This window comes from Acinetobacter sp. H1(2024) (assembly GCF_046557555.1).
Taxonomy (GTDB): Bacteria; Pseudomonadota; Gammaproteobacteria; order Pseudomonadales; family Moraxellaceae; genus Acinetobacter; species Acinetobacter seifertii.
On the sequence record NZ_JBKGFO010000007.1, the window covers coordinates 14,313 to 40,359 of the forward strand.

The 26,047-nt window shown below is 39.3% G+C and carries 25 protein-coding genes and 4 tRNA genes; 26 read left to right on the plus strand and 3 right to left on the minus strand.

Annotation, left to right across the window (positions count from 1 at the left end):
• Positions 1 to 39 precede the first annotated feature (39 nt).
• The 6 genes from ACLCEG_RS16050 (at position 40) to ACLCEG_RS16075 (ending at position 8,167) form a co-directional block, all read left to right on the plus strand.
• Positions 40 to 888 carry a DUF6160 family protein gene (locus ACLCEG_RS16050; protein WP_410568300.1) on the plus strand — a complete coding sequence of 283 codons (849 nt, stop codon included), beginning with the start codon at positions 40 to 42 and terminating at the stop codon, positions 886 to 888.
• A 295-nt stretch (positions 889 to 1,183) separates the two neighbouring features.
• Positions 1,184 to 2,017 carry a C39 family peptidase gene (locus ACLCEG_RS16055; RefSeq protein ID WP_077166087.1) on the plus strand — a complete coding sequence of 278 codons (834 nt, stop codon included), beginning with the start codon at positions 1,184 to 1,186 and terminating at the stop codon, positions 2,015 to 2,017.
• A gap of 44 nt (positions 2,018 to 2,061) precedes the next feature.
• Positions 2,062 to 3,222: a transporter gene (locus ACLCEG_RS16060; RefSeq protein ID WP_410568302.1), complete on the plus strand. Its 1,161-nt coding sequence runs from the start codon at positions 2,062 to 2,064 to the stop codon at positions 3,220 to 3,222.
• A gap of 12 nt (positions 3,223 to 3,234) precedes the next feature.
• Positions 3,235 to 4,899, plus strand: a complete 1,665-nt coding sequence (locus ACLCEG_RS16065) for an OmpP1/FadL family transporter (protein WP_077163889.1) — start codon at positions 3,235 to 3,237, stop codon at positions 4,897 to 4,899.
• A gap of 14 nt (positions 4,900 to 4,913) precedes the next feature.
• On the plus strand, positions 4,914 to 6,212 hold the full coding sequence (gene filE, locus ACLCEG_RS16070) for a putative pilus assembly protein FilE (protein WP_410568445.1): 1,299 nt from the start codon (positions 4,914 to 4,916) through the stop codon (positions 6,210 to 6,212).
• Positions 6,213 to 6,241: 29 nt separating this feature from the next.
• Complete coding sequence (locus ACLCEG_RS16075) at positions 6,242 to 8,167, plus strand: protein FilF (RefSeq protein ID WP_410568304.1); 1,926 nt, start codon at positions 6,242 to 6,244, stop codon at positions 8,165 to 8,167.
• A 50-nt stretch (positions 8,168 to 8,217) separates the two neighbouring features.
• On the opposite strand, the gene ACLCEG_RS16080 is transcribed toward ACLCEG_RS16075, so the two are convergent.
• Positions 8,218 to 8,766: an NUDIX hydrolase gene (locus ACLCEG_RS16080; RefSeq protein WP_410568306.1), complete on the minus strand. Its 549-nt coding sequence runs from the start codon at positions 8,764 to 8,766 to the stop codon at positions 8,218 to 8,220.
• A 114-nt stretch (positions 8,767 to 8,880) separates the two neighbouring features.
• Between ACLCEG_RS16080 and ACLCEG_RS16085 the strand changes: the two genes are divergently transcribed.
• The 6 genes from ACLCEG_RS16085 to fghA all read left to right on the plus strand — a co-directional run bounded on the left by ACLCEG_RS16085 (position 8,881) and on the right by fghA (position 14,060).
• Positions 8,881 to 9,507 (plus strand): CoA pyrophosphatase, encoded by a 627-nt coding sequence (locus ACLCEG_RS16085; protein WP_100290452.1) that lies wholly within the window; start codon positions 8,881 to 8,883, stop codon positions 9,505 to 9,507.
• 22 nt (positions 9,508 to 9,529) lie between these two features.
• A complete protein-coding gene (locus tag ACLCEG_RS16090; RefSeq protein WP_077166004.1) occupies positions 9,530 to 10,057 on the plus strand; it encodes a gamma carbonic anhydrase family protein in 528 nt (175 codons plus the stop codon).
• 132 nt (positions 10,058 to 10,189) lie between these two features.
• Complete coding sequence (gene tsaB, locus ACLCEG_RS16095) at positions 10,190 to 10,855, plus strand: tRNA (adenosine(37)-N6)-threonylcarbamoyltransferase complex dimerization subunit type 1 TsaB (RefSeq protein ID WP_410568308.1); 666 nt, start codon at positions 10,190 to 10,192, stop codon at positions 10,853 to 10,855.
• Positions 10,856 to 10,866: 11 nt separating this feature from the next.
• On the plus strand, positions 10,867 to 11,658 hold the full coding sequence (locus ACLCEG_RS16100; RefSeq protein ID WP_410568310.1) for a class I SAM-dependent methyltransferase: 792 nt from the start codon (positions 10,867 to 10,869) through the stop codon (positions 11,656 to 11,658).
• A 136-nt stretch (positions 11,659 to 11,794) separates the two neighbouring features.
• Positions 11,795 to 13,246, plus strand: a complete 1,452-nt coding sequence (locus ACLCEG_RS16105) for a C13 family peptidase (RefSeq protein ID WP_004703777.1) — start codon at positions 11,795 to 11,797, stop codon at positions 13,244 to 13,246.
• Positions 13,215 to 14,060, plus strand: a complete 846-nt coding sequence (gene fghA, locus ACLCEG_RS16110; RefSeq protein WP_410568312.1) for an S-formylglutathione hydrolase — start codon at positions 13,215 to 13,217, stop codon at positions 14,058 to 14,060. Before ACLCEG_RS16105 ends, fghA begins: the two co-directional genes overlap by 32 nt.
• Here fghA and ACLCEG_RS16115 read toward each other — a convergent pair whose 3' ends face one another.
• On the minus strand, positions 14,061 to 14,333 hold the full coding sequence (locus tag ACLCEG_RS16115) for a DUF2218 domain-containing protein (protein WP_004703774.1): 273 nt from the start codon (positions 14,331 to 14,333) through the stop codon (positions 14,061 to 14,063).
• Between the two features lie 184 nt (positions 14,334 to 14,517).
• Between ACLCEG_RS16115 and rpe the strand changes: the two genes are divergently transcribed.
• From rpe to ACLCEG_RS16185, 14 genes are all read left to right on the plus strand, one after another.
• A complete protein-coding gene (gene rpe / locus ACLCEG_RS16120) occupies positions 14,518 to 15,204 on the plus strand; it encodes a ribulose-phosphate 3-epimerase (protein WP_077169953.1) in 687 nt (228 codons plus the stop codon).
• A 486-nt stretch (positions 15,205 to 15,690) separates the two neighbouring features.
• Positions 15,691 to 16,512: a Cof-type HAD-IIB family hydrolase gene (locus ACLCEG_RS16125; RefSeq protein WP_134262072.1), complete on the plus strand. Its 822-nt coding sequence runs from the start codon at positions 15,691 to 15,693 to the stop codon at positions 16,510 to 16,512.
• A 101-nt stretch (positions 16,513 to 16,613) separates the two neighbouring features.
• Positions 16,614 to 17,009: a hypothetical protein gene (locus ACLCEG_RS16130; RefSeq protein WP_025469204.1), complete on the plus strand. Its 396-nt coding sequence runs from the start codon at positions 16,614 to 16,616 to the stop codon at positions 17,007 to 17,009.
• A 39-nt stretch (positions 17,010 to 17,048) separates the two neighbouring features.
• On the plus strand, positions 17,049 to 18,965 hold the full coding sequence (locus ACLCEG_RS16135) for a copper resistance system multicopper oxidase (RefSeq protein ID WP_410568315.1): 1,917 nt from the start codon (positions 17,049 to 17,051) through the stop codon (positions 18,963 to 18,965).
• A complete protein-coding gene (locus ACLCEG_RS16140) occupies positions 18,952 to 19,707 on the plus strand; it encodes a copper resistance protein B (protein WP_198071606.1) in 756 nt (251 codons plus the stop codon). Before ACLCEG_RS16135 ends, ACLCEG_RS16140 begins: the two co-directional genes overlap by 14 nt.
• A 28-nt stretch (positions 19,708 to 19,735) precedes the next feature.
• A complete protein-coding gene (locus tag ACLCEG_RS16145) occupies positions 19,736 to 20,731 on the plus strand; it encodes a cation transporter (RefSeq protein WP_410568317.1) in 996 nt (331 codons plus the stop codon).
• A 148-nt stretch (positions 20,732 to 20,879) separates the two neighbouring features.
• Positions 20,880 to 21,200 carry a DMT family transporter gene (locus tag ACLCEG_RS16150; RefSeq protein ID WP_002115842.1) on the plus strand — a complete coding sequence of 107 codons (321 nt, stop codon included), beginning with the start codon at positions 20,880 to 20,882 and terminating at the stop codon, positions 21,198 to 21,200.
• Positions 21,201 to 21,211: 11 nt separating this feature from the next.
• Positions 21,212 to 21,691, plus strand: a complete 480-nt coding sequence (locus ACLCEG_RS16155; protein ID WP_004710459.1) for a methylated-DNA--[protein]-cysteine S-methyltransferase — start codon at positions 21,212 to 21,214, stop codon at positions 21,689 to 21,691.
• 136 nt (positions 21,692 to 21,827) lie between these two features.
• Complete coding sequence (argJ, locus tag ACLCEG_RS16160; protein WP_410568319.1) at positions 21,828 to 23,048, plus strand: bifunctional glutamate N-acetyltransferase/amino-acid acetyltransferase ArgJ; 1,221 nt, start codon at positions 21,828 to 21,830, stop codon at positions 23,046 to 23,048.
• 146 nt (positions 23,049 to 23,194) lie between these two features.
• Positions 23,195 to 24,259: a quinolinate synthase NadA gene (gene nadA, locus ACLCEG_RS16165; RefSeq protein ID WP_410568321.1), complete on the plus strand. Its 1,065-nt coding sequence runs from the start codon at positions 23,195 to 23,197 to the stop codon at positions 24,257 to 24,259.
• 142 nt (positions 24,260 to 24,401) lie between these two features.
• Positions 24,402 to 24,478: transfer RNA gene (locus ACLCEG_RS16170), tRNA-Pro, on the plus strand.
• Between the two features lie 56 nt (positions 24,479 to 24,534).
• Positions 24,535 to 24,611: transfer RNA gene (locus tag ACLCEG_RS16175), tRNA-Arg, on the plus strand.
• Positions 24,612 to 24,644: 33 nt separating this feature from the next.
• Positions 24,645 to 24,720 (plus strand) — tRNA-His (locus ACLCEG_RS16180).
• Between the two features lie 4 nt (positions 24,721 to 24,724).
• Positions 24,725 to 24,801: transfer RNA gene (locus ACLCEG_RS16185), tRNA-Pro, on the plus strand.
• Positions 24,802 to 24,956: 155 nt separating this feature from the next.
• On the opposite strand, the gene add is transcribed toward ACLCEG_RS16185, so the two are convergent.
• Positions 24,957 to 25,952: an adenosine deaminase gene (gene add / locus ACLCEG_RS16190; RefSeq protein ID WP_410568323.1), complete on the minus strand. Its 996-nt coding sequence runs from the start codon at positions 25,950 to 25,952 to the stop codon at positions 24,957 to 24,959.
• Positions 25,953 to 26,047 lie beyond the last annotated feature (95 nt).

Here is a 26,047-nt window from a genome sequence, read left to right on the forward strand (position 1 = left end):
GGTTAAGTCAAAAAATAAATGCTCTTGGGAGAGTGCTCAATGAAAATGTTCACTAAACTTGCTTTAGTTTCTTCTTTAGCTATCAGTGCAAATGCAATGGCAATGCAGTCAATGGACGATGCAGCGCTTAGTGCAGCTACAGGTCAAGATGGTATTAATATCGGTATTGCTTTAGGTTCTGGTGGTATTTCTATTGATAAACTGTATTTACACGATAATGATGGTTTAGCGTCAGCGACTGGCATTACTGGTGCTTCAGGTACTGCTGGTGCAATTGCGATTAGCGGTGTTACTGTAAAGCAACAAGGTACTGGTAATCTTTTAGATTTAAAAATTGATACAAATGGTGCTTCAGGTTCAAATGGTGCTTTCTTAAACGTTGCAGCAACAGTAGGTGCTGTTGATGTACATGTAGGTTCAATTGGCGTGGGTACTTCTGGTACATTAAATACGACTACTGCTGTACGTGGTATTACTGAAACAGCTCCGACTGAGATTATTTCAGGCTTAGATTTATCTTTAGGTCAAATTTCTGCGAATGTTCAGTTAGGTTCTACTCCGCAAGGCGCGATGATTAAAGTGAACTCTAGCCTGCAAGGTGGTTTAACACTATCTAACTTCGGTATTAATGATGCTGCTGGTGGTGGTAAAATTGTCCTAGACAAAGTAATGGTTCGTGGCTCAGGTAATACAACTGGTGATATGAATATAGATGCTAACATTTCTGTTGTTCCTACAGGTTTACGTATCCAAAATAACAGTACACAAGGTATGAACGTTTATGCACAAGGAATTCACCTAGGTGCACAGACTAATGCTTCAATTGGTGATTTAGAAATTCAAGGTTTAAATGTAGGAACGTCTACAATTACTATTTCTGGCCACTAATTTAAAGATTGATAAAAAAGCGCGTTTATACGCGCTTTTTTATTTCCATAATAAAACTTAACTTCATTTTTTTATATTTAAATCATATTAATTTATATAATAAAAAAGAATGTAAAAAACAAATGAGAATTAATTATCAGTTTATAAATGTAAAACTATGCATTCATCAAAAAGATTAAAAAAAAGCTGTTTTTTACAGAAAAAAAAGGTATCTTCAACACACAGGGATGTAGAGCTATTGCTCTAAGAATAAAATGAATAAGGCCGGTTAGGCCACCATTTAGACCAAGTGCTTATGTTAGAGATAGTTTTAGGCTCAGCATTGATGTATTACTTTGCGACAGAAGCCTTCGAAATAGAAAAAAAGCCGCCGGGAACTGTTTATTATACAGAGACTGCCGATTCACGTAATTTATCGTTTCATCGAAATCATATCGAACCAGTTCAGATTAAACCAGCTGTGGAAGATCAGTTTCGTGGCATTGTTCGACAAGCTTATGATTATAGTTGTGGGTCTGCTGCGCTTACAACTTTATTAAATGGTTATGTAGGAACCAATTTAACTGAACAGCAAACAATGAGTGGTTTGCTACAGTATGGTGAATATCAACGTATTATTGAGCGTCGAAGTTTCTCATTACTTGATATGAAGCGCTTTGTCACAGCGATTGGTTTAGACAGCGGGGGGTATCGTGGTGAGTTTTCCGATTTAGTTAAACTTGGACAACCCGCAATTGTGCCTATTTCATATGCAGGCTTTAAACATTTTGTCGTATATAAAGCTTATAAAGATGGACGAGTGTATGTAGCTGATCCGGCTTTAGGGAATATCAGCTTTGACGAAAATCGTTTTAAACAAATTTGGGATAATAATACTTTATTTGTTATTTCTGTTCCTGAATCACAGCGTAAAGATTTATTGGCATTAAAAGAGTCAGATATGCGCCATGTCGAAGATGCAACAGTCAATAAATATGCTTTTGTTGATGTTCAATATCCAACATTTAACTTTGATCGTTTAGCAAATAAAGCTTCGACCATGAGGCGTGTATTGGATAGTGATAATAAATCTCCAACATATGGGCAGCCGATAGAAACCTATATGCGTCTTTATTACAAGCGTAAATAGTCAAATTTAAAGTTAGTAAAATAAATAAATTGGGTGGGAAAAACATGAATAATCGATGGATGAAGATGAGTGTGTTGGCCTTAAGTATGAGCGCCATTACAGGGACAATCTATGCCGAAGATCAAGTACAACAACTGCAAGTAGAGGGAGCACAAAGCTCTGGGTTTACTGATGCGGCAAGTTCTAGTTCTGCAACAACAGATGCTAGCACACAAACGTCGAGTGTAGCTGATGCTAATAGTGTAGCTCCTGCAGCTAATACTGATGCACATCAAGCTGCAAGTGCTTTACAGAAAAAAGAAGGTGATGCTAGCCAAGAGACTAATTTACAAGAAGTATTTACTTCAAATGAACGTCAATATTCTTTAATCAAGAAGGGCGTAATTTCTTCTTATTATGACCTTGATTATACTTATTATCGTGACAGTATATTAGACGTGGCATTAGGAGACGATAATTCTCGCATTAGTCGTTTAAGAATTAGGGAAGATGCTCAACATACTTTGACAAATAGTTTTACGGCGCAATATGGCGTTTTAGATAATTTAACACTTTCAGCAACATTACCTTTTGTTGCTAAATCTGATATTGCTAGTGATTCAACCACAGCGGGTTTAGGTGATATTTCTTTGGGAGCACGTTGGGAACCTTTCCCATTAAAGCAAGGGCGTTTACCACTCGTGCTTTTTGGTAGTGTCTCAACTAAAACAGGTGATAGTCCTTATGAGGTGGGTTTAGATGAGCTGTCAACAGGTAAAGGTTATTACTCAGTTGGAGTAGGGGCAAGTACTCGTAAATATATTGATCCTGTTGTGCTATTCGCTTCTGTTTCTGCCAATTATGGCTTTAAAGAAAGTGGTCTTAACCAAGCACGCGGTTCACGTATTTTAGAATCTTTTGATCCAGGGATTAGTGGTGGTTTTTCATTTGGTTTTGCGTACTCATTTAACTATGACGTGTCTTTGACAATGTCTTATCAGCAAAGTTTTAACTTTAATTCTGAGTTCCAATTCAATAATGGTGAATCTTATAAATCACCAGACCAAAGTAGCGCAATGATGGCTTTTGCTTTAGGCGTACGTGTTTCGCCAGATACCATTGTTAACGGTACGGTTGGCTTTGGTTTAACTGAAGATGCACCTGATGTTTCACTTGGTTTGTCGTTCCCGTTAGATATTTTAGGTTTTAATAAAAAACGAAAATAAGGAGATAAGCAGGTGAAATATCCTAAATTATGTCCTTTAACGGCGGCAATTGTTATCTCCGGTTTTTCTAGCTTTGCCAATGCTCAATTAGGACAAAACTTAGCTGTTGATATTCGTTCACTAGCGATGGGGAATGCTGTAACTGCAGATCCTCCTGGTATTAGTGCGGTTCATTTTAACCCTGCGGCCTTAGCAAAAATTGATGGGCTACAAACCGATGTACAGGGGATTTTGGCTAACTTTGATATCCAGCGTGAATTTTCAGCTCCTCCTGGCTATAACATTTTTGGTTATTCCGATGACCCCCTTGTTTGTAATGATGGTCCGGAAGTTTCCGCCAATATTTGTACAGATTTCAAAGGGACTGTGCATGGTGATGTGGAATACGCAAGCCTATATGTGCCGATTCTCAAAAAAATGGTTGATCTCGGGCCAGGGTATCCTTTAGTTGCACCTACAGCCGGAATTGCCTATAAACCACCTGGTTCAAAAGTTACTTATGCAACAGCAGTATATGCACCATTGGTCGCTGGGTTTGGGGCAGAGAATGGTAACCCTGGCAACTATATGGGCCAGCAAGTTGCAGTAGAGCGAATCACTTATTTATCACCATCTTTTGGTTATCAAGTAAATGACCATTTATCACTTGGTGCTTCTGTGGGGATGTCTTACAACGCAATCGCACTGAAAACTGATCTACGTTTTCCCAATGAGATGATTGGTGTATTGCGTATGGTTGATGAAGTGGTATGTGCGCCTTTTAAAAATAATAGTGACATGATTACGGACTTACTGTTATTTGGTATGTGTAATGCCCAAGAAGGCATGAATCCATTTAATAAAATGGGCGCATTACAAGTTTCTTTAGAACAATCATTAAGTCCAAGCTATAACTTAGGTTTACTCTGGGAACCAACTGATGACTTTGGCTTTGGTATGGTTTATCAAAGTTCTGCCAAAATGCGCTTAAAAGGCAAGTACATGATTGATAATGCCAGAGCACCGCAAGAACTTATCAAGGGTCTTAACTCATCTGCTACAGGACAAATTTTAGCTGCAATTCTTGGTTTACCTAGCAATATCCCTAATATTGAGTCTGGATTAGTTGCAATGGATCTTGAATATCCGGCACATTTCCAAGCGGGGATTAAGTATAAAATATTACCTGATTTGCAAGTAAACTTTGACGTTGGATGGACGGATTATTCGGCTTGGGATAAATTTAAATTCGAATTTGATCGCCAAATTTCGTTATTAAAAGTAGCTAAGCTTTTATCTAATGACGTTACCGATAATTCATTGGCACTACCATTGAAATTTACTTCGCCGTGGAGCTGGGGAATTGGTCTTGAATACTCAGCAACCGATCGTTTGAAATTGCGAGCTGGTTATGAGCCTCGAGCTAGTTCGATACCTGATGATAAACGTAATACTATGGTTCCAATCAATAATGCGCAATTATTCGGTCTTGGTTTAGGTTATCGTTTCGATGCAGATACAGATCTAGATCTTTCAGTAGGTTTTTTACGTAGTCGTGACAATATTCCTGCCTGTTCGAGTACATTATCCAACAAGTGTGGTGTCGATAATATTTTATTAAATCCTTATTCGGGCCTAGATGTAAAAACGAATACTAAAGTTACAGTACTTGGTTTGAGCTATAGAACAAAATGGTAAAACAATATAAATCGATGTTTCGACCTAAATTTGCTATCTCGATTTTATGTATTGCGGTAGCTAGTATTTCTGTATCGTATGCAGATGGTTTCTATACAATCATTGGTCCTGATGGCCGTCCAATGATTGTACCCAGTAAAAAAGTCGAACAGAAGCAATCAAATATTAGAGTAGAAGCACCGAAACAAGTTGTACAGCCGCGAGTAGATGCTAAACCTGTTCAAGAAGCACCTAAAGAAAATATTCAAAATTCAAAAGTGCCCCAAAAGTTTGAACCACACGTTAATAAAAAATTAAATACTGCACCGACTGCACCGACTGCACCGACTGCACCGACTGCACCGACTGCACCGACTGCACCGACTGCACCGACTGCACCGACTGCACCGACTGCACCGACTGCACCGACTGCACCGACTGCACCGACTGCACCGACTGCACCGACTGCACCGACTGCACCGACTGCACCGACTGCACCAGAGCGTCCTGTAACGGTTACTGAAGCTCAGAAGAATGAAGTTAAAAAGCAAAGTAGTACTGTTAAAGAACAAAGTACTCCAGTTAAAACTCCTCCATCTGTAGCAAGTACTTCACAAGCTATTTCTACTCAAAATTTATCAAATGATCCATCTAAGTTTACGACTGTTGATGGCGTAGAGTATGTAAATAATGAGTATTTAGAAGATCAAGAATTTAATCTTGAAGGAAAAAAACGCTTTTATGTGATGCCCGATGGTTTAGGGCGAACAGAGTTTATTGAACGGAAAAAGGGGGTGAGTAAATCCACTTTAGAACAATTCTTCAATAAACAATCTCAAGATGATCAAGCAGCAATTATTTTAGCACCAACTTATATACGACTATCTCAAAAAGACTTAGAAACGACTTTTGAACAAGATAAGTGTTTTGTTCAAGGCTACAAAAAGTCAATCAAAGTACTTGGTGATAAAAAAGACGTAAATTTATGGCCTCGAAAGCCATTAAAAGAAAAGTTTGAATATGAGTTGGTAAAATTAGATCCATCTGTACAACATTTACAGCTGATGTCTTTTGCAGCGAGTAATTCGACACCTCTATATTATTGGCCTTTAGCTATATTTTTAGATGAAAAAGGTTGCATTTTAGAGGGAGCAAGTGGTTTTAAGAGTAAGTCTTATCCTTCTACAATATTACAACATGCATCAATTCAGGGGACTTTAAAAGTACCACCTCATGCACGTTATATGATGTTAACTCCTTTATCTTCCTCTGTAGATGTAGAGGAACATGAATTATCTAATCAGGGACAGATTCAAATTTCGGTATTACGCTAAAAATTAAGTAAGAATGGGTAGAGTATCTAATGAATAAAAAATTATTATGGCCTTTTGCATTAACCACGTTAGCAATCATGTTGAATGGGTGTGGTGGCGGTAGTTCAACAATTAATGAAGATCCTACAAGTGGGTCTGGTAGTTCAAATGCAAATGGAAGTTGTGATGTATCAAATAGTGACTGCTTACAGTTTTCACTCGATTATCCGGTTGCTGGCCTTAATTTTACCTGTAGTAGTGTTGCAAATCAGAGTTTTGTCACTAAAGCATCAGGCAATAGTGTTGTGGGTACATGTAAACTTGGTGATACAGCAAACTTCTTTTTACAAGGTACTCAAACAAAAACTAAAATTGACTTGGGTTCTGTCAGCTTAGATAACATTTCAAAAATTAAGGTAGTTGTTCCACCACGTTTGAAAATTATGGATATGGCAACAGCTTTAACGGGTGTTGCACCAGTTTCATTAAGTCAAGATGATCCAACCATCGGTGTAGCCATGGCTTTGGTTAAACTTTTTCAAAGCGTTGGTTTAGAACGTGGTGATAATGTAATTGGGGATATACAGCCAACTCAAGTTACAGAAGATAAGAAAAACACATTAAATGTTGTACTTCAAAATATTACTGCTACTGAATGGAAAAGTGGAGCATATGCCAGTATTTTGAAACCTTGGTTAGATGTTAGTCAGATTGATAATAATCAAGCTTTTGCTCTAGTAACGCAATTGGCTCATTTAAGTTTAGTTGGTTTATATCAGTCGGATTACTTGACCTTAGCTCAACCAAACTTAATTTCAGAAAATTTTTATGGATGTAATTTAGCTAATTTAGCCGATTGTCCAAAAAATGCTGCTAATACGCAGCATGTTATAGGTAATTTATTCTTACTTTCAGATCGTCAAGGCTATACATTTGGTTATGGCTTACAGTGGAAAGGTACGAGCACGACTACAAATAATTCAACAGTTACAGCTGTTATGGAAGTATTAACTAAATCTAAGCCAGCTCAACTTACAGCAAATGCTCAAACCACATGGCTTGATCCATTACAAGCTGAGATTAAGTCAACACAACCATTCCATTTAAAAGCTTCAGCTAATAGCAGTGAAGATTTACTGATTTATCAAGGTAAATTATTAAATGATTCATTTATTGCTGGTCGTGAAAGTTTGTATTTAGGGGCAATAAATAGTAAAACACCAAATCCTCAGCACTATGCGCTTTGGCGTCAAAGTATTGGGAATCAAAGCTATAATGGTTCTCTAGATATCTATAAAGTGACTCCAGCAAGTTATCTTGCAAAAGATATCTTTAGAACTTCTAAAAATGTGAGCGCTGGGCAAACTTATATTTTCCCGTTATATGGTACTTTAAATATTAAATTTGATACCGCTGGAATTTCACCAATCGATTTAGGTATTGTGATTGATGAAAATGGTGATATTCGTACTGATATTAAACCTAATGCAACAGCAACGGATATGTCTGGTCAGTGCGGTGTGGTTTCAGATAATACTTTAATTGATAACAATGGCATTCAACAGTACCGCATAGGAACAACAGGTGGTACTGAGTCTGCTTCAAATGATAAATCAATTACAGTAAAAATGATTTTTGCTGAACCGAAGCTAGGCAATCTCAATGGTATTTTGGCGGGGTTAAACTCGAACGTTGTTCAAGGTACTACTGCAACTGGTAGTCAAACCTTAATTGTAAGTGGGGCAAAAATTAACGTTGCTAACTTATTACAAGGACAGGTAAATGGTATTAACCTTACAACTTATGATAACAAGACAGTTTCGTGGTTAAATCCATATGCCTTCTATCAACGAGTCTATAATAATATTAAGGATGTGAGCCCTGCTCCTACAGAAGATGATAAAGCTTTAGCTCAGAGGATGAGTGGGACGATAACGATTCGGACGGCTGATTGTTATCAAATTAAGACAAAATAAGAACCTGAAAAAAGACCGCTTTTGCGGTCTTTTTTTTATTATCTAATTTATTAACCTGTATGGTCTAAACGAGTTCCTAACGTTTCTAAATGGGTTGGAAAAACTAGTTTTTTACGATCTTCAAAATAATGTTTGAGTGTGTGTTCGACACTCGGGAAAGCTAGTTCTCCCCATGGAATTTCATGCTCTTCAAACAGGCGACTTTCTATACTTTCTTCACCTGCACCAAAAACTCCATCTTTTAACTGCGCTTTAAAAAGTACATAAATTTGCCCAATACGAGGAATATTGTACATACAATAGAGTTGTTCTATTTCAATCTCCGCTTCTGCTTCTTCACGTGTTTCACGTGCCGCACCTTGTTCCATAGTTTCGAACAGTTCCATATAGCCAGCAGGCAATGTCCATAAACCATAACGAGGTTCGATAGCTCGACGACAGAGTAGTACTTTGTCTTCCCATAACGCTAAGGCACCGCAGATTACTTTGGGGTTTTCATAGTGAATATTGCCACAATGAGTACAAACACGGCGTACTTTATGATCACCTAAAGGAATTTTTTGTTCGGTTTTATGCCCACACGCTACACAGAAACTCATAATTATCATCGAGTATAGAGATGACTCAGCATAACTGAATTTTTAGACTTACGCATCAACTCTATTCCCTAAGTTTTATTTTCAGATATGATGAAAAGAGAGACAGAATAATAGGTGAAAGGTATGGAAGAGCACTTGCTAACACAAAAGTTACAGCAAAGATTGCGCTTTTCCACCCGCATACAAGAAGCACAAGCAGCAGTACTGATTGCGATTACAAATGAAAATGATCCCAAGGTACTACTCACACGCCGTTCAATACATATGAACAACCATGCGGGGGAGGTTTCTTTTCCGGGTGGAAAGCGTGACCCCAGTGATACCAGTAATATTGTTGTAGCGCTAAGAGAAGCTCAAGAAGAGACAGCTTTAAACCCTTTTGATGTACAGTTATTAGGTGATTTGCCAATGCAGCGCGCAAGAAGTGGTTTGTCTGTAAAGCCAATTGTTGGGCTTATTCCACCAGAGGTTCACTTAATACCTCAGCCTACTGAAATTGATCGAATTTTCTTTGTGCCATTACAGCAACTTATAGAGACGCGTCCGACACCCTATGAAGTTCGATATGCCCATCAGTCTTTGTATTTTCCAAGCTTACAGATTGATAATGAAATTATCTGGGGCTTAACTGCGCGTATGTTGGTAGCTCTATTTAAATATGGTTTAGGCTATCAAAAGGAATGGCCATTTTTACTCAACTCACCAACGTTTGGAATGCCAAAATTTTCTCATAAAAAATAAAGATCAGGATTGATAAATTATGATGTATAGCTATCAAGGACAGCACCCAAAAGCATTACATGAACCATGGGATGGCTGGGTTGCTCCAACAGCAACGCTCATTGGACAAGTAGAATTAGGCCGTCAGGTCAGTATTTGGTTTGGTGCGGTAGTACGTGCTGATAACTGTGTTGTTCGGATTGGTAATTTTTCTAATATTCAAGAAAACTCGGTATTACATACCGATGCAGGCCTTGAATTGAACATTGGTGAATATGTCACAGTCGGACATAAAGTCATGCTGCATGGTTGTACGATTGGTGATAATAGCTTGATTGGTATGAACGCCGTCATTTTAAATCGAGCTGTAATTGGTAAAAACTGTATTATTGGTGCTAATGCTTTAATTCCTGAAGGGAAGGTGATTCCAGATAATTCAGTGGTGATGGGTTCACCTGGCAAAATTGTCAAAACTCTAGATGAAGAAGGTGCTGCAAAAATACGCTTGAGTGCCCTACATTATGCTGAACACTTTAAAAGCTATGCAGATTTAAAAGAATTTCACTTTTAAATTTTCAGTAAGATATTTTCAATGCCAAGCACTCGCTTGGCGTTTTTATTTAGATAGGAACAACTCGCCTATCAGGGCCGAGTGGGGTATCATAACTTCCGTTTTTAATCTGATTGAATACTAAGGTTGTGCATGAAACTGCTGGCGTTGGAAACTGCAAATGAGCAATGTTCCATTTCATTAATTGATGAAACCCAAGAACTATTTTTCCAACTCGATACGCGAGCGAAAGCACAAACCCAGACCATTTTGCCAATGATTGAGCAGGGCTTACAGCAAACTGGACTAGACGTTGCTGGTTTAGATGCAATTGCCTTCAGTCGTGGGCCAGGTTCTTTTAGCGGTGTTCGAATTAATGCTGCCGTTACTCAGGCTTTAGCTTGGTCACAAGATCTACCTGTGGTTCCAGTTTCTACCTTGCAAGCTCTCGCGCAAGCGGCTTACCGACTTGAAGGTTTAGAGCAGGTGACTGCGGTACTCGATGCCCGTATGAATGAAGTTTACATTGCAAGTTTTGTTCTAAACGAACAAGGTATCATGCAGTGCATTGATGAAGAAAAATTAATGAACTACGAGCAAGCCGCTGCTTATGTAAAGCATTGCTTAATTGGTTCAGGTGCTAAGCTTCTTCAAGCCGATGCAGAGCATCAAACTATCACAGCTACTGCACAAGACATTGCTTCGATTGCACGTGTCTATGCTGCTCAAAAACAGTGGGTTGATGCAGAACATGCTTTACCGGTTTACTTGCGTGATGATGCGTGGAAAAAAATAGCAGATCAGGGTAAAGCAAAGTAAAGGCAGTACTCATGCATATATATTTTGAAGTGGATTTTCAGGAGCAAGCACAGCACTACCAAGCTGTGCTTTGTTCTAGAGGTGTGACTACTGACTTACAACCCATTGAAAAACTCAATGCTCGTTTCTTACGTTTAAACCCTGACTTAGCACTTTGTGTAAATGAAAATGGGCTTTGGTTGTCTGCAAATGGTATGAAAATGCAGCCTGACTGGAAAGCGGAAATTCCGCGTTTAAAACGTGCCAGTCTTAAATCTGAGATGATTGCTCGAGCTTGTCAGCTGGGCGAAAAACCAGTAATTGTAGATGCTACTGCAGGTTTGGGTCACGACAGCTTACTTATGGCGTATTTAGGTGCTCAAATTCAGCTTGTTGAACGCCATCCGATTTTATTTACTTTACTTGAAGCTTCAAAAGCTCAAGCACAGCACGATTCATTTTTAAATCAGTTTATAGATCGTATTGAACTGGTGTTTGCTGACTCTGCAAGCTATTTACAGCAATTAGATCAAGAAGCAAAAACGGTTGATGTGGTTTATTTAGACCCGATGTTTCCACAGCGTGACCAGAACCAACAAGCGATTAAAAAACAAGCCCAAGTCAAAAAACAGATGCAGCTTTTGCATTTACTTTTACCAGAAGATGGTGAAATGGATTTAGGTGATAATTTGCTTGAGTTAGCTAAGAAAGTTGCCAAGCGTGTGATTGTGAAACGCCCACGACATGCGATTTTTTTAGCAAATCAAGAGCCAGCCCATCAGTGGCAGGGAGATGCTTGTCGTTTTGATGCTTACTTTCAGTAAGCTTATGTAAGGTTAAGTTTTATTGCTTGAATAATGCACAAATATATGTGATATAGTTCAAAAGCATGATTGCTAAAATTCTTAGCAGGCATACACTTATGGTGCCTGACAAAAACGAAATTTTTGAAACCTTTTTATGATTGATCTCAAACCTTCCATTAACTTTTGGCATGATTTTAAAAGTAACCAGCTTGCCGGAATGTGGTTATTTTTGGGGTCAAGACGTTCCTTACAGATCGTACATCCTTCTATTCTTCAGCTTATTGTTTGGGGGATATTAGGTGGATGTACCAACTCGCTTTATAGCTGGCTTGTTGCTGGTCAAACGGGTGATTTCAACTCGCAAGGTTTAATTGGGTACGCACTTTGGCCTTTTATCGCGCTTATTGTTGGTATTTTTCTATCACAGCGTATTAATCAGCCACGTTTAATGTTAGTTCCAGCTTTGCTCTGGCTGGTTTTAGATACCAATATTTTATTAATTCAATGTTTAATTCAATATTTGGGTTCTAACGGTTATCTAAACTTCATTCCCGATGCCATTTATAACGGTATTCTACCAAGCCTATTTGTGGCACTTTTTGTATGGCAAAGTTTAGCTGTCATTTGGGTTTTCTCACGTGAGTTGAAATGGCCTTGGTGGGAGCGGGCATTGGTTATGGTTGCAACTATTGCGACCATGGTGGTCTGGCAGCTTTCTGTAAAAGATCAGCCTATTTGGAAAGTAGAAGACTCTCCACCTACGTTTGCCGAAGATGCTTTTTATGCACAAAGTAAGTTACTTCATGATGCTTTAGAGCAAGTCCAATATGGTGAGATAGCTAAAAGTCATTGGTATTTTTTGGGTGTTGCGGGCGATAGTTACCAAGACGTTTTTAAATCGGAAGTGGTTCGTATTAAAGAACAATTCGATACGCGTTTTGGTACAGTTGGGCGTTCAATGATGCTGGTCAATAACCCAGATACCCGAACCGAAATCCCGATTGCATCTAAAACCAGTATAGAGTTGGCTCTACGCCGTATGGGCCAACAAATGAACCGCGATAGTGATGTACTATTTTTATATATGACATCGCATGGTGAGCAAAACCATTTTGAAATTGAAAATGCTCCTCTAGATTTGGGACAGGTCGATCCGAAATGGTTACGTGAAACGCTCGATAAAGCTGGTATTCGTTGGCGCGTGATTGTCATTTCTGCTTGTTATTCAGGAAGTTTCATTCCCGCTTTGCAGTCACCAGATACTTTAATTATTACGGCATCTGCGGCAGACAAAACTTCTTTTGGTTGTAATAACGAAGCTGATTACACCTATTTTGGACGAGCTTTCTTTGACTTGGCGATGCGAGAGCAGTCTTCTATGAAAGATTCTTTTAATGCTGCCAAGCAAACCGTGACCAAATGGGAAGTGGCTCAAGGAGTAGACCCTTCAGAACCGCAATGGGTGATTGGTAAGAATATGGAACTTATGCTACCTCAGTTGGAAAAATATCTTTTCCCACAGCAAAGTACAGGTAGTGTAAATATTGCTCAAACACAAACAGAGGCTAAAAACGATGCAACTCCTGCAAAAAAACCGTTGCTTTGAGGGTGAGCAGCGCATTTACCAGTTTGATTCTCAATTATTAAAAGGCTCTACTAAGTTTGGTGTTTATTTACCACCAGCAGCTTTGGAAGGGAAAGCCTGTTCAACTTTGTTTTATCTCGCTGGGTTAACGTGTACGGAGGAAACCTTTGCCATTAAAGCACATGCGCAGCATATGGCAGCCCATCTTGGTCTGATATTGATTACGCCTGATACTTCACCTCGTGGCGAACAAGTCGCAGTAGGTGACAATTGGGATATAGGACAAGGTGCGGGCTTTTATATTAATGCCACACAAGCACCTTGGTCTGAACATTATCAGATGGAAAGTTATTTAATTGATGAGTTATATCCACTCATTTTAAAAAGTTTTCCAATAAATGCTCAACAAGTTGGTATCTTTGGGCATTCTATGGGGGGCCACGGCGCACTAACTTTGGCTTTTAAATATCCTGAAAAGTTTAAGTCAGTTTCTGCTTTTGCACCGATCTGTGCACCAAGCGAATGTGCATGGGGCGGAAAAGCATTTAGCCATTATTTAGGCGCAGATCGTGAGAGCTGGTTGGACCATGATGCCACAGCTTTAGTCTCAAAAAATGGTGCAGTTTTTAGCGAAATTTTGGTTGATCAGGGATTAGATGATCAATTTTATGAACAACTTCACCCTGAAAAATTTAAGCAAGCATGTTTAAAAGTAGGACAGCCTTTAACTTTAAGACAACATGCGGGCTATGATCATGGTTATTACTTTATCCAGACCTTTATGGATGAGCACTTACAGTTCCATGCGATCCAATTAGAAAAGGTCGCTGGCTAATTAGTGTTGCCATTCCACCTCAAATTCTTGTTGAGCCATACGGTTTAGATGATCAAGGACAACTTTTTCCAAGTGGTCGTGGTCATCTAACTGACTATCAATAGCAACATTTAACTGCTCTGTTTGAGGTGCAAGTGTAATGGTTGCTGTAGGCATTAAGATTTTAAAGTCTTGCTCAGTTTCTTGTACTTCAAACTTATGTTTCCAATGGTTAACGAGACGTTTTGCAATGCGTTTTCCATCATTTGTTAATAGATGAGTCGTACTTTTCATTATCAATCCTCACATTGGTTTAATGTGCCTTAACAAATTCGTATGGCACTTGGCATTCTATAATAGCAACGTTACGTTGCAAGCTTGAAATGTTGTGATTTAGGCAAGGAAGAGCGGGTCAAGGAGGTTCTTTTTTGTTATAATTTTCAGCCTCTCCTTAAATTTCTAGCCAGGTCATCCACCTATGTCCAAGCCTTATTTGATTGCTCCTTCTATTTTATCTGCCGATTTTGCTCGTTTAGGCGAAGATGTAGACAAAGTGTTAGCTGCAGGTGCAGATGTAGTGCATTTTGACGTGATGGATAATCACTACGTTCCAAACTTAACTTTTGGTGCTGGTGTATGTAAGGCTCTAAAAAACTATGGTGTTAAAGCTCCAATTGATGTGCATTTAATGGTGTCTCCAGTTGACCGTATTATTGGTGATTTCCTAGAAGCTGGTGCAGATATCATTACGTTTCATCCAGAAGCATCTGACCACATTGATCGTTCATTACAACTGATTAAGTCTGGTGGTGCTAAAGCAGGTTTAGTCTTTAACCCAGCAACGCCGTTACACCATTTAGATTATGTGCTTGATAAAGTAGATCAAATTTTAATAATGAGTGTAAACCCTGGCTTTGGCGGACAAAAGTTCATTCCAATGACTTTAGAAAAATTACGTGCAGCGCGCAAAATTATCGATGCAAGTGGCCGTGATATCCGTTTAGAAGTAGATGGTGGTGTGGGCCCAGCAAATATTCGTGAAATTGCAGAAGCGGGTGCAGATATGTTTGTTGCTGGTTCAGCAATTTTTGGTCAACCAGATTATAAAGTCGTGATTGATCAAATGCGTGCAGAGCTTGCTAAAGTAGGGACGAAAGAGGTTTAACAGCTTTTTTGTGCTTGGATAAGGTGAGATGTGTTTTTCGCCACTCACAGCATAGCTGTTCGTCTTGCGCTTGGGAAAGTGTGGTTAATCTTCGCCACTCACAGCACAGCTGTTCGTCTTGCGCTCAGGCAAAGCAGTGCTTTCCTTATCTTCGCTCATGTGGATAACTTTGTTTATAACTGTATGGATAACTGTGTTGATAACCGTATGGATAAGATGTTGGTAAAATAAACAAAATTAGATCAACCGTTTATTCTCTAGACAAAAGCTATGAAAAAAGAACGTTTTGGCGTTCTTTTTTTACGCATATTGAATATTTTATTACCTGATTTTTTATTGAGCTTTACTAAAAAATAACCTGTGCAAAAAACGAGATAGAGCTGTGTAAAGCTTTTAAAACATAATAGATAGAAAACTGTAAAAGTGTCATGAAAAGTAAAGCTAAATTTGCTTTAATAAGTTTTTAGTAAGAGATCTTGATAATTAATGTCGGTAAAAATTTTAGCGGTAGATATGGATGGGACTTTTCTTAATTCTAAGAAGCAGTACAACAAAGCACGTTTTTTAAAACAGTATGAACAACTAAAACAAAATAATATTCATTTTGTGGTGGCCAGCGGTAACCAACTTGCAAAGCTTGTGACCTATTTTCCAGAAATTAATCATGAAATTGCTTTCATTGCAGAAAATGGGGCACATGTTGTTGATGCAGGGCAAGAAATTGCTTTTGCCCATTTAAGCAAAGAACAGTTTGGTAAGATTCTAAAAGCGATTGACTCTGTGTATACCTCGACTATGGTGATCTGTGGAAAACAGAGCGCTTATGTACATAGGAGTATGAATGCAGAGGACTACGCTAAAGTCGCTCGATATTTTGAGAAGCTGACAGTTATCGATGACTTTTATACGTTAGATGATCTGGTGTGTAAAATTACTTTTACTGCTCAGGAAAACGAAAGTTTTGCAATTTTTGAACATTTTCAGAAGCAAAGTTTTGTGGCAGATAAAATATTGGTTCCTGTTTCAAGTGGTTTTGGTTTTATCGATTTGATACTTCCGGACCAACATAAAGCACATGGTTTGAAGCTATTATTGCAAAAATGGCAGATTGAAGCTAATCAAGTGGTTGCGATTGGCGATAACAATAATGATATTCAGATGATTAAAGCAGTTGGTTATGGGTTTGCGGTTGAAAATGCTATTGAAGCTTTAAAAGCAGTAGCACCTTATACAACGGTAAGTAATGAACGAGAAGGTGTATTAGAAGTGATTGATTTAATTCTTCAGCATCAAGCTCCGTTTGCTTAATGACCATAAAAACAATCAATTAAAATGTAAAATTGTATCTGTTTTAAAACTTGGTTATGCTTATATCCCATAGGTAAATGGATTGCTCAAGGCAATAAATGATGACGCTGCAACACTTACGCAAGTATGCTTGGTTTGTGTTCCTAATGACTTTGGTCATTGGGTGGAGTGGCGTGTCTGTTGCTCAGATGCCTATGCAGCATGATCTTCATACAATGCCATGCCATAGTCAACAAATGACACATCACACGATGCATGTTCAAGCTGATGATCAGGCGATATGTCATCAATCTATGGTTAAAGTTTCTCATCAACATGGTGAACACTGCCAAGACTGTAACCCAGTCCATTGCCAAATGGTGAATCTGGCTTTACAGCAAGCTGTACCAGATATTGAAACATCATTTATTCCTATTTCATCTCAATTTAGTAGTATTTATCAGGCTCAACATTTAGCCGGATACTGGCAAGAAATCTTACGTCCTCCAAAAGCTTAATCCTTTCTTACTTATTTTTTAGTTCAAAGGATTACAGCAATGTCTCATAAAACAATTAGCAGCCTCGTCGCTGTATTTGGTCTATTGGTTTCACCATGGACCCTCGCGGCAATTAAGGAATATCACCTTAATATTAATGAACAACAGGTCAATGTTACGGGTCAGCCGCTCAAGCGAATTACCGTAAATGGCAAGTTTACAGCACCACTCCTTGAGTTTGAGGAAGGAGATGAGGCTGTTATTCACGTTCATAACCAATTAAAGAATCAAGATACCTCTTTACACTGGCATGGCTTATTACTACCTGGGTTAATGGATGGTGTACCGGGTTTCAATGGTTTTAAAGGAATCGCGCCAAACGGAGATTTTGTTTACCGTTTTAAGGTGAAACAAAATGGCACATATTGGTATCACGCCCATAGTAAAGGCCAAGAGCAAGATGGTTTATATGGCCCGCTCGTGATTTATCCAAAAGGAAAAATACCCGTAGCGGCGCATGAAAAAGCTGACCGTGATTATGTGGTGATGCTTTCAGATTTTCATAACTCTTCTAGTGATAGTATTTTAAAGAATTTGAAGAAATCTGCTGAGTATTATCAAAACCGCCGTGAAACCGTATCTGATGTTTGGAAGCAAGTTAAAGCACAAGGCTTAAAGGCAACTTGGCAAGATCGTTCGATGTGGAATCAGATGCGAATGTTAAAAACAGATATATCTGATGTGACGGGTTATACCTTCTTAGTTAACGGCAAGACACCAGTGCAAAACTGGACAGGTAACTTCAAAGCTGGCGATAAGGTTCGATTACGATTTATTAATGCATCGGCAATGTCTTTTTTTGATGTCAGAATTCCAAATTTAAAAATGACAGTCGTGAGTGCAGACGGACAGCCAGTTAAACCTGTTGCAATTGACGAGTTTCGTATTGGCACAGCGGAAACTTACGATGTCATTGTAGAACCTAAACAAGCAAATTATCAGATTGAAGCAGAGTCTATTGACCGTAGTGGTTTCGCTATCGGTACTTTGCATGATGAAAATACGCAGGTTGTTGGGCCAATTCAAATACCACAGCCGCGTCCGCGTGCTTTGTTAACTATGGACGATATGGGCATGAATCATGGTGGTAAAAGTGATCAACATGCTGACCATCAAATGACTATGCAACATGACATGTCATCAATGCCTAAAATGAAAAAAGAGGCGGTTCAAGATAGTGTTAACCATCATCATGACATGAAAAATATGTCATCTGAAGAACATGATCACTCTATGATGCAAATGAAGCATGACATGTCAGCGATGCCTCAAATGAAACATGATATGCAGGCAATGTCGTCTAGCGAACATGACCACGCGATGATGAATATGAAGCATGAGATGCCTGCGCAATCTGAGAATAAGCCTAAAAAGGATGAGCCCGTTTATGGCTGGGCAAATGCTTCAACACCAGAGGATATGAAAGCGCTGCAATATAGTGATTTGCAATCTTTAACACCTCAGCCAGACACACGTGCGCCAGAACGAGAGCTTGTTATTCGTTTAGGCGGCAACATGGAGCGTTATATCTGGACCATTAATGGCAAGAAATTTAGCGAAGCTGAGCCATTGCAAGTTAAGTATGGCGAACGTATTCGCTTGAAGTTCGTGAATGACAGCATGATGGCTCATCCAATGCATTTACATGGCATGTTCATGCAATTGGAAAATGGTCAGCAAGCTGAAAACTTGCCAAATAAACATACCGTTATTGTTCCACCAGGAAAGACAGTTACTGCGTTATTAACAGCCGATGCTTTAGGAGAATGGGCGATTCATTGCCATCTGCTTTATCACATGAGTGCAGGGATGATGAATAAGTTGATTGTGGCTCAAGTGAATGATGGAGCAGTAGATGCATCTCAAGCACCTGTTCAATCTGAAAATGAAAAAGGAGCTAGTCATGCGCATCACTAAGTTATTTTCTCAAATGATCTGTTGCGGTGCTTTCTCTAGTGTACCGGTTCTTGTTTTGGCACAAGAACCCTTAACGCATGATCATTTACGTGAACATGGTGGACAGGTTTATCAAGCAACAAAAATTGATACTGGCTGGACTCAAAATGAAGAAGGGGAAGGACGTTTTTCGTCTGAATTAGAAAGCTGGGTAGGGACTGATGAAAACAAATTATTCATCAAAGCCCACGTTGAAAAAGCCGAGTCAGAAGATGCTAATTATGGTGGTTCAGTACTTTATAGCCGCAATGTTGCCGATTATTGGGATGTACAGGCTGGTGTAAATTATGAACGTTTACAAAGAGAAGCTGGAAATCAAGATCGCTGGGCAGGTGTAGTGGGTTTACATGGCATGGCGCCTTACTTTTTTGAAACCGATGCCTATCTTTATGCAGGTGAAGACCAGCTATGGAAGTTAAGCTTAGAGACTGAAAGAGACTTACTCTTTACTCAAAAGTTAATTGGTAAACCTTACTTAAAAGCAGATGTTGTATTACAGGATGAGTCTCGCTATGCCATTAAAACTGGTCTGTCGAGTTTACAAGCCGGTTTTCAAACCCGTTATGAAATCAATAAAAAGGTCATGCCATTTGTTGATGTCGGTTACAGTTATGAAAAAGGTTTTAAACAAACTGCTTGGCAAACAGGAACCGACTCTGAACATGGTTGGTATTATGGAGCTGGGTTAACACTTAAGTTTTAATTGCCGAACAAAAATTAAGCTTAATGACATGCCATTGGTTTATACTGATGGCATTGTTTTTTGTGTCAGTTATGGTGCAAAGATGGCTTTAGAAAAACAAGAGAATCAAATAAATGTAAATAAAAGCTGCTCAAGCTGTGGGTGCTCAAGCGTAGCAACTCAGGACTATTCTATGCCGAGTGAACCTATGGTGAATAAAATCCAATGGGTGAGTTATTACCATATTCCTCACATGGATTGCGCAGCAGAAGAGCAAATGGTGCGAATGGCTTTAGCACCTTATGCTGAACATATTCAAGAACTTGAATTTGATTTACCTACTCGTCATTTAGCGGTATATCACAGTACAGAAGCTGAAAAAATTACCCAAAGTCTGCAACGCCTAGGTTTAGGGGCAGAGTTACAGCAAACTCAACCTCACTATGAACCCGTTGAAAAGCCTAAAAAGGTACGTGTTAGCTCTTCAGCCAATGCAGCACAAAAACAGGTTTTACAATGGTTGTTACTTATTAATGCAGTGATGTTTTTTATCGAATTTATGGCAGGCATCATTGCGTCATCAACAGGATTAATTGCTGACTCACTCGATATGTTTGCCGATGCGGCAATTTATGGAATTGCTTTATTTGTGGTGGGTAAAAACCTCAATGCTCAATTAAAGGCTGCATATATTTCCGGATGGTTTCAGTTTGGCTTAGCCATGATTGTGTTAGTTGATGTATTACGTCGTTTTATATACGGCAGTGAACCTGTTTCAATTCTCATGATTTTAATTGGTGGTTTAGCGCTTGCAGCCAATGTTAGTTGTCTTTATTTAATGAGAGATCATAAGGAGAGTGGGGCACATATGAAGGCGAGTTATATATTCTCTGCCAATGACGTCATCGTAAACTTAGGTGTCATTATTGCGGGAATATTAGTTGCAATCACTGGCTCTCGTTATCCTGATTTAATTATTGGATTGATTATTGTTTTGTTTGTTTTAAATGGTGCTCGGAAAATTCTACAACTCAAAAATGTATAATATTTTCTGATAAAGGCAAGCTTGAGTTCGGGTTTGCCTTCATTTTTTATTTTAAAGTAAACTGAGTCTTCACATAAGGAGGAACGACCTCCCCCATAATGGGTAATCATGTCGGGACGACCTGACACTATAAAAATTAGTGAATGTTATGGCTTGGGCTATTTTAATTTTAGCAGGTGTATTTGAAATCATTTGGGCATATTCTATGAAAATGTCTGAAGGTTTTACACGTTTAACCCCTAGTGTTATTACCGTAGTTTTTATGATTTTGAGTGTAGTTCTACTTTCAATATCAATGAAAACTTTACCTCTTGGTACTGCTTATACGGTTTGGACAGGCATAGGTGCAATTGGATCATTTTTAGTGGGTATATTTTTTCTTCATGAGCCTATTGGTGCAATGAGAATGATTGCCGCTGTACTGATTGTATCGGGACTGGTTCTAATGAAAATTTCGTCTCCATCTTAAAAGGATAAAGTATGTTGCTGTCTTATAAGTATATCAATTCGCCTGTTGGGCAATTAAAACTAGTTGCGAATGAAAATGCTTTGGTGGCAGTACTTTGGGACAATGAAAATCCAAAACGTGTTCGACTGGCAGAGCTGGTCGAACAAGCTGAGCATCCGGTTTTATTAAAAACTGAGCAACAGTTAAAAGAATACTTTGAAGGCAAACGCCGTGAATTTACATTGCCATTAGATTTTGAAGGTACACCATTTCAAAAACAGGTATGGACCGCATTACTCAGCATTCCTTATGGCGAAACAAGAAGTTATAAAGAGATAGCTGTTCAAATTGGCAATGAAAAAGCAGTACGAGCAGTAGGGGCTGCCAATGGTAAAAACCCGATTTCAATTATTGCACCTTGTCACCGAGTCATTGGCGCGGGTGGTGCTTTAGTGGGTTTTGCTGGTGGTCTTGATAAGAAAGATATTTTATTAAAATTAGAGCAAAAATAAGCTATTTTTAGCGCTCGATTTTTTCAGGCTTTTCTAATAAGCTGTCAATACTGATATTTCATATAAAGCGGGTTTTATGACCTCGCTATTTTCTGAAATATTGATCTTTTCATAACAAACTCTGGATGTTCTAAAAATGGCTGTCGGCGACGTAACAATGCCACAAATGCATGTGGTAAAAGGTGTAAAAATTGGCTCAACAGAAGCATATGTACGTTACCAAAACCGACGAGATTTAGTCATTTTTGAGTTTGCAGAAGGTTCAAATGTTGCGGGTGTATTTACTCAAAACGCCTTCTGTGCAGCACCTGTTCATGTCTCTAAAGCGCATCTTGCCCAAGGCAATCCTCGTTATTTAGTAATTAATACAGGTAATGCCAATGCGGGTACTGGACCTACAGGCTTAAAAAATGCTCAAGCTACTTGCGCGAAGTTAGCTGAGCTTGCTGGTGTGAACAGTTTTGAAGTACTTCCGTTTTCTACAGGGGTGATTGGTGAGCAGCTTCCAATGGAACGTTTACTTGCTGGTCTTCAACCTGCATTAAATAGCGTACAAGAGGCTGCTTGGAATGATGCAGCAACTGGCATTATGACGACAGATACAGTTCCTAAAGGTGCATCTGAACAATTTGAACTTGATGGCATTACTTATACCATGACCGGTATTAGTAAAGGTGCTGGAATGATTCGTCCAAACATGGCAACCATGTTGAGCTTTGTTGCTACAGATGCGCCTATTAGCCGCGATTTAGTCCAAAAGCTATTAAAGACAACGGTTGAGCATTCATTTAACCGTATTACCATTGATGGTGATACTTCAACAAATGACTCTTGTATTTTTGTGGCGACTGGTCAGGCTGGTGGCACTGAAATTACATCAGACAGCGATGTGCGCTACGCAAAAGTATTAGAAGTGCTTGCTCGTGTCATGAACCGTTTAGCACAGTTAATTATACGTGATGGCGAAGGTGCGACCAAGTTCATTACTGTTGCTGTAGAGGGTGGTGGTAATACTCAAGAGTGTTGTGACATTGCGTATAGCATTGCACATTCTCCACTCGTTAAAACTGCACTGTTTGCATCTGACCCGAACTGGGGACGTATTTTAGCGGCAATTGGCTATGCTGGAGTGAAAGACTTAGACGTGTCTAAAATTCAGGTATGGCTAGACGACGTACAAATCTGTAAAGATGGTGGTGCAGCCGAGGACTATACTGAAGAAGCGGGCGCACGTGTTATGGCACAAACCGAAATTACCATTCGTGTTGACTTAGGTCGCGGACAAGCCAAAGATACAGTCTACACATGCGATTTATCTTACGACTATGTCAAGATTAATGCAGATTACCGTTCGTAAATATTCAGTTATAATCAAGCCTCGACAAAGAGGCTTTTTTATTAGCCCCAACTTTTGATATTAAATGATTCAATCTATTAAATCATTTAAGCAGTAACGTTATATGCGAGCAGGTATGCCAGCATAAAGGATAGAGAAGACGTTTTATGAGTGATGCGACTTTAATTGCCAACGATGCAAAAAACATTGTACAAGCGCATTTAGACCGTTTAGGTGAGCCAAAAGACAATCGCTTAAGTGAAGAAGCAAAACAACAAAAGTTTGCACAGATCGAAGCAGAGCTCAAAAAACGTGATGCTGTCCTTGTTGCTCATTACTATTGCGACCCTGAAGTACAAGAGCTTGCTGAAAAAACAGGTGGATGTGTTTCTGATTCTTTAGAAATGGCCCGTTTTGGACGCGATCATGCTGCTTCTACACTGGTTGTGGCTGGTGTAAAGTTTATGGGAGAGACAGCTAAAATTCTATCTCCTGAAAAAACAATTTTAATGCCGACACTTGAAGCGACTTGCTCACTCGACTTGGGCTGTCCAGTTGATGAGTTCACAGCATTTTGTGATCAACACCCTGACCATACTGTAGTTGTTTATGCAAACACATCGGCTGCTGTTAAAGCACGTGCAGATTGGGTCGTAACTTCAAGCTGTGCGGTTGAAATTGTTGAGCACCTAGACAGCTTGGGCGAAAAAATTATTTGGGCACCAGATCAGCACTTAGGTCGCTATATTCAAAAGAAAACCGGTGCTGATATGTTGCTTTGGGATGGTGCATGTATTGTGCATGAAGAATTCCGTGCACGTGGTATTGCCAGCATGAAAGCACTGTATCCAGACGCTGCTGTATTGGTACATCCAGAGTCGCCAGAATCGGTTGTAGAAATTGCCGATGCGGTAGGTAGTACGTCTCAACTCATTAAAGCTGCACAGACTTTGCCAAACGAAAGACTCATTGTGGCAACAGACCGCGGTATTTTCTACAAAATGCAGCAAGCAGTACCCAATAAGATTTTAGTTGAGGCGCCAACAGCGGGTGAGGGGGCAACTTGTCGTTCATGTGCTCACTGTCCGTGGATGGCAATGAATGAACTTGACGGAATTTTAGAAGTTTTACAAAAAGCTGATCAGGAAATACACGTCGATCCAGCGCTAGCTGAACGTGCCAAAATGCCTTTAGATCGAATGTTAGCCTTTAGTGCATCGTTAAAACGTTAAAAAACCTCAAAATGCTTGTTAAATATACATTTGATAAGGATTTTTAACTTTTTTTTAGAATAGGTGTTGACGTCTGAGGGCGTCGCGCCTAGAATGCACACCGTACCGCACGATGTGCGATACAGCAAAAGCTGAGATAGATCGGAGCATAGCACAGCCTGGTAGTGCACCTGGTTTGGGACCAGGGGGTCGTAGGTTCGAATCCTACTGCTCCGACCACTTAAAATAATATTTTAAGATCGGCGAAGTATCGCATGATAAGCATCATCGGTTAAGCGCCTGTAGCTCAGTTGGATAGAGCATCCGCCTTCTAAGCGGATGGTCACAGGTTCGAATCCTGTCAGGCGCGCCATTTGGTAGCTTGGTACATAGAACTTATTTGATGGTGGATGTAGCTCAGTTGGTAGAGCCCTGGATTGTGATTCCAGTTGTCGCGGGTTCGAATCCCGTCATTCACCCCAATTTCGGAGCATAGCACAGCCTGGTAGTGCACCTGGTTTGGGACCAGGGGGTCGTAGGTTCGAATCCTACTGCTCCGACCATATTTAAAAGCGTTCAAGCTTTGAAAATATCCCAAATATTAAAAACAATTTCTTCTAGCCTTAAAGGTGGAAGGATTTTTTTTTGTTTTATATATCTAAATTTAATTCATACACGCTCCAATATTTGAACTTATTTATATAAGCTCTGTTCTCTGTTATTGATATTTCTGCCTTAACTCATCTTTTTCTTGATCTGACAAAAATGCGATTTTAAGACCATTTTCTTGAGCTGTATAAATTTGCTCAGGGCTTAAACCAGCTAAAGGGGCAGCAGTTAAATATTCATGTTGTATCTCAATGCCTTCAACCGCTGGATCATCCGTATTAATAGTGGCAAGTACACCATGTTCTAAAAAATTCTTTAATGGGTGCTCTGCTAAAGAAGATACTGTGTTGGTTTGAATATTTGAGGTGAGACAAGACTCAATCCCAATCTTATGTTTCGCTAAATAATCTAAAAGTTTTAAATCTTGAACTGCTTTAACGCCATGTCCAATTCGTTCGGCACCTAATTCTTCAATAGCTTGCCAAATACTTTCTGGGCCGGCAGCTTCACCTGCATGTACCGTAATGTGCCAACCTGCATCACGTGCTTTTTTAAAGTGTTCAATAAATAAATTGCCCGGAAAACCAAGCTCATCTCCGGCAAGATCCAACGCTTTAATATCATTTTTATGGGCAAGCAGGGCATTTAATTCTTTTTCGCAGGCTTCCTGACCAAAAGTACGGCTCATAATGCCAATTAAATTCGCTTTTACCCCGTAAGCTTGACTGCCTTCTTTTACGCCTGCAATAACTGCTTCAACAACGCCTTCAAGTGGAAGTTGATGTGTCATTCCCATATAACCCGGTGAAAAACGTAGTTCTACATAGTCTAGGCCTTGTTGTGCTGCATCTTGCATGTTTTCAAAAGCAATACGTTTGCAGGCATCTAAACTGGCTAATACTTTTACGCCCCAATCGAGCTTAGATAAAAAACTTAATAAGTCTGGTTGGTTATCCATCACTTGTACGTGTGGTCGTAAAGTTTCAATGTCGTAAGCAGGCAAATCTAAATGGTATTGTTGGCCTAATTCTAAAATGGTTTGAATGCGGATGTTGCCATCAAGGTGGCGGTGTATATCTGTAAGGGGGAGTGTTTTTGTAATCATAGACTTCTTCTTATCTGTTCGTATCAGTTCATCATGCCCGTTTAGAGCTGCTGTTAAAAGTTTGGATTTGCTATGTTTTTGTGAAAAGCATTGAG

Bases quoted from the DNA above. Each gene is read 5' to 3' on its own strand.
- ACLCEG_RS16050 (WP_410568300.1), top strand. From the start codon at position 40: ATGAAAATGTTCACTAAACTTGCTTTAGTTTCTTCTTTAGCTATCAGT.
- ACLCEG_RS16055 (WP_077166087.1), top strand. From the start codon at position 1,184: ATGTTAGAGATAGTTTTAGGCTCAGCATTGATGTATTACTTTGCGACA.
- ACLCEG_RS16060 (WP_410568302.1), top strand. From the start codon at position 2,062: ATGAATAATCGATGGATGAAGATGAGTGTGTTGGCCTTAAGTATGAGC.
- filE (WP_410568445.1), top strand. From the start codon at position 4,914: ATGTTTCGACCTAAATTTGCTATCTCGATTTTATGTATTGCGGTAGCT.
- ACLCEG_RS16075 (WP_410568304.1), top strand. From the start codon at position 6,242: ATGAATAAAAAATTATTATGGCCTTTTGCATTAACCACGTTAGCAATC.
- ACLCEG_RS16080 (WP_410568306.1), bottom strand. From the start codon at position 8,766: ATGAGTTTCTGTGTAGCGTGTGGGCATAAAACCGAACAAAAAATTCCT.
- ACLCEG_RS16090 (WP_077166004.1), top strand. From the start codon at position 9,530: ATGTATAGCTATCAAGGACAGCACCCAAAAGCATTACATGAACCATGG.
- tsaB (WP_410568308.1), top strand. From the start codon at position 10,190: ATGAAACTGCTGGCGTTGGAAACTGCAAATGAGCAATGTTCCATTTCA.
- ACLCEG_RS16100 (WP_410568310.1), top strand. From the start codon at position 10,867: ATGCATATATATTTTGAAGTGGATTTTCAGGAGCAAGCACAGCACTAC.
- ACLCEG_RS16105 (WP_004703777.1), top strand. From the start codon at position 11,795: ATGATTGATCTCAAACCTTCCATTAACTTTTGGCATGATTTTAAAAGT.
- fghA (WP_410568312.1), top strand. From the start codon at position 13,215: ATGCAACTCCTGCAAAAAAACCGTTGCTTTGAGGGTGAGCAGCGCATT.
- ACLCEG_RS16115 (WP_004703774.1), bottom strand. From the start codon at position 14,333: ATGAAAAGTACGACTCATCTATTAACAAATGATGGAAAACGCATTGCA.
- rpe (WP_077169953.1), top strand. From the start codon at position 14,518: ATGTCCAAGCCTTATTTGATTGCTCCTTCTATTTTATCTGCCGATTTT.
- ACLCEG_RS16125 (WP_134262072.1), top strand. From the start codon at position 15,691: ATGTCGGTAAAAATTTTAGCGGTAGATATGGATGGGACTTTTCTTAAT.
- ACLCEG_RS16130 (WP_025469204.1), top strand. From the start codon at position 16,614: ATGACGCTGCAACACTTACGCAAGTATGCTTGGTTTGTGTTCCTAATG.
- ACLCEG_RS16135 (WP_410568315.1), top strand. From the start codon at position 17,049: ATGTCTCATAAAACAATTAGCAGCCTCGTCGCTGTATTTGGTCTATTG.
- ACLCEG_RS16140 (WP_198071606.1), top strand. From the start codon at position 18,952: ATGCGCATCACTAAGTTATTTTCTCAAATGATCTGTTGCGGTGCTTTC.
- ACLCEG_RS16145 (WP_410568317.1), top strand. From the start codon at position 19,736: ATGCCATTGGTTTATACTGATGGCATTGTTTTTTGTGTCAGTTATGGT.
- ACLCEG_RS16150 (WP_002115842.1), top strand. From the start codon at position 20,880: ATGGCTTGGGCTATTTTAATTTTAGCAGGTGTATTTGAAATCATTTGG.
- ACLCEG_RS16155 (WP_004710459.1), top strand. From the start codon at position 21,212: ATGTTGCTGTCTTATAAGTATATCAATTCGCCTGTTGGGCAATTAAAA.
- argJ (WP_410568319.1), top strand. From the start codon at position 21,828: ATGGCTGTCGGCGACGTAACAATGCCACAAATGCATGTGGTAAAAGGT.
- nadA (WP_410568321.1), top strand. From the start codon at position 23,195: ATGAGTGATGCGACTTTAATTGCCAACGATGCAAAAAACATTGTACAA.
- add (WP_410568323.1), bottom strand. From the start codon at position 25,952: ATGATTACAAAAACACTCCCCCTTACAGATATACACCGCCACCTTGAT.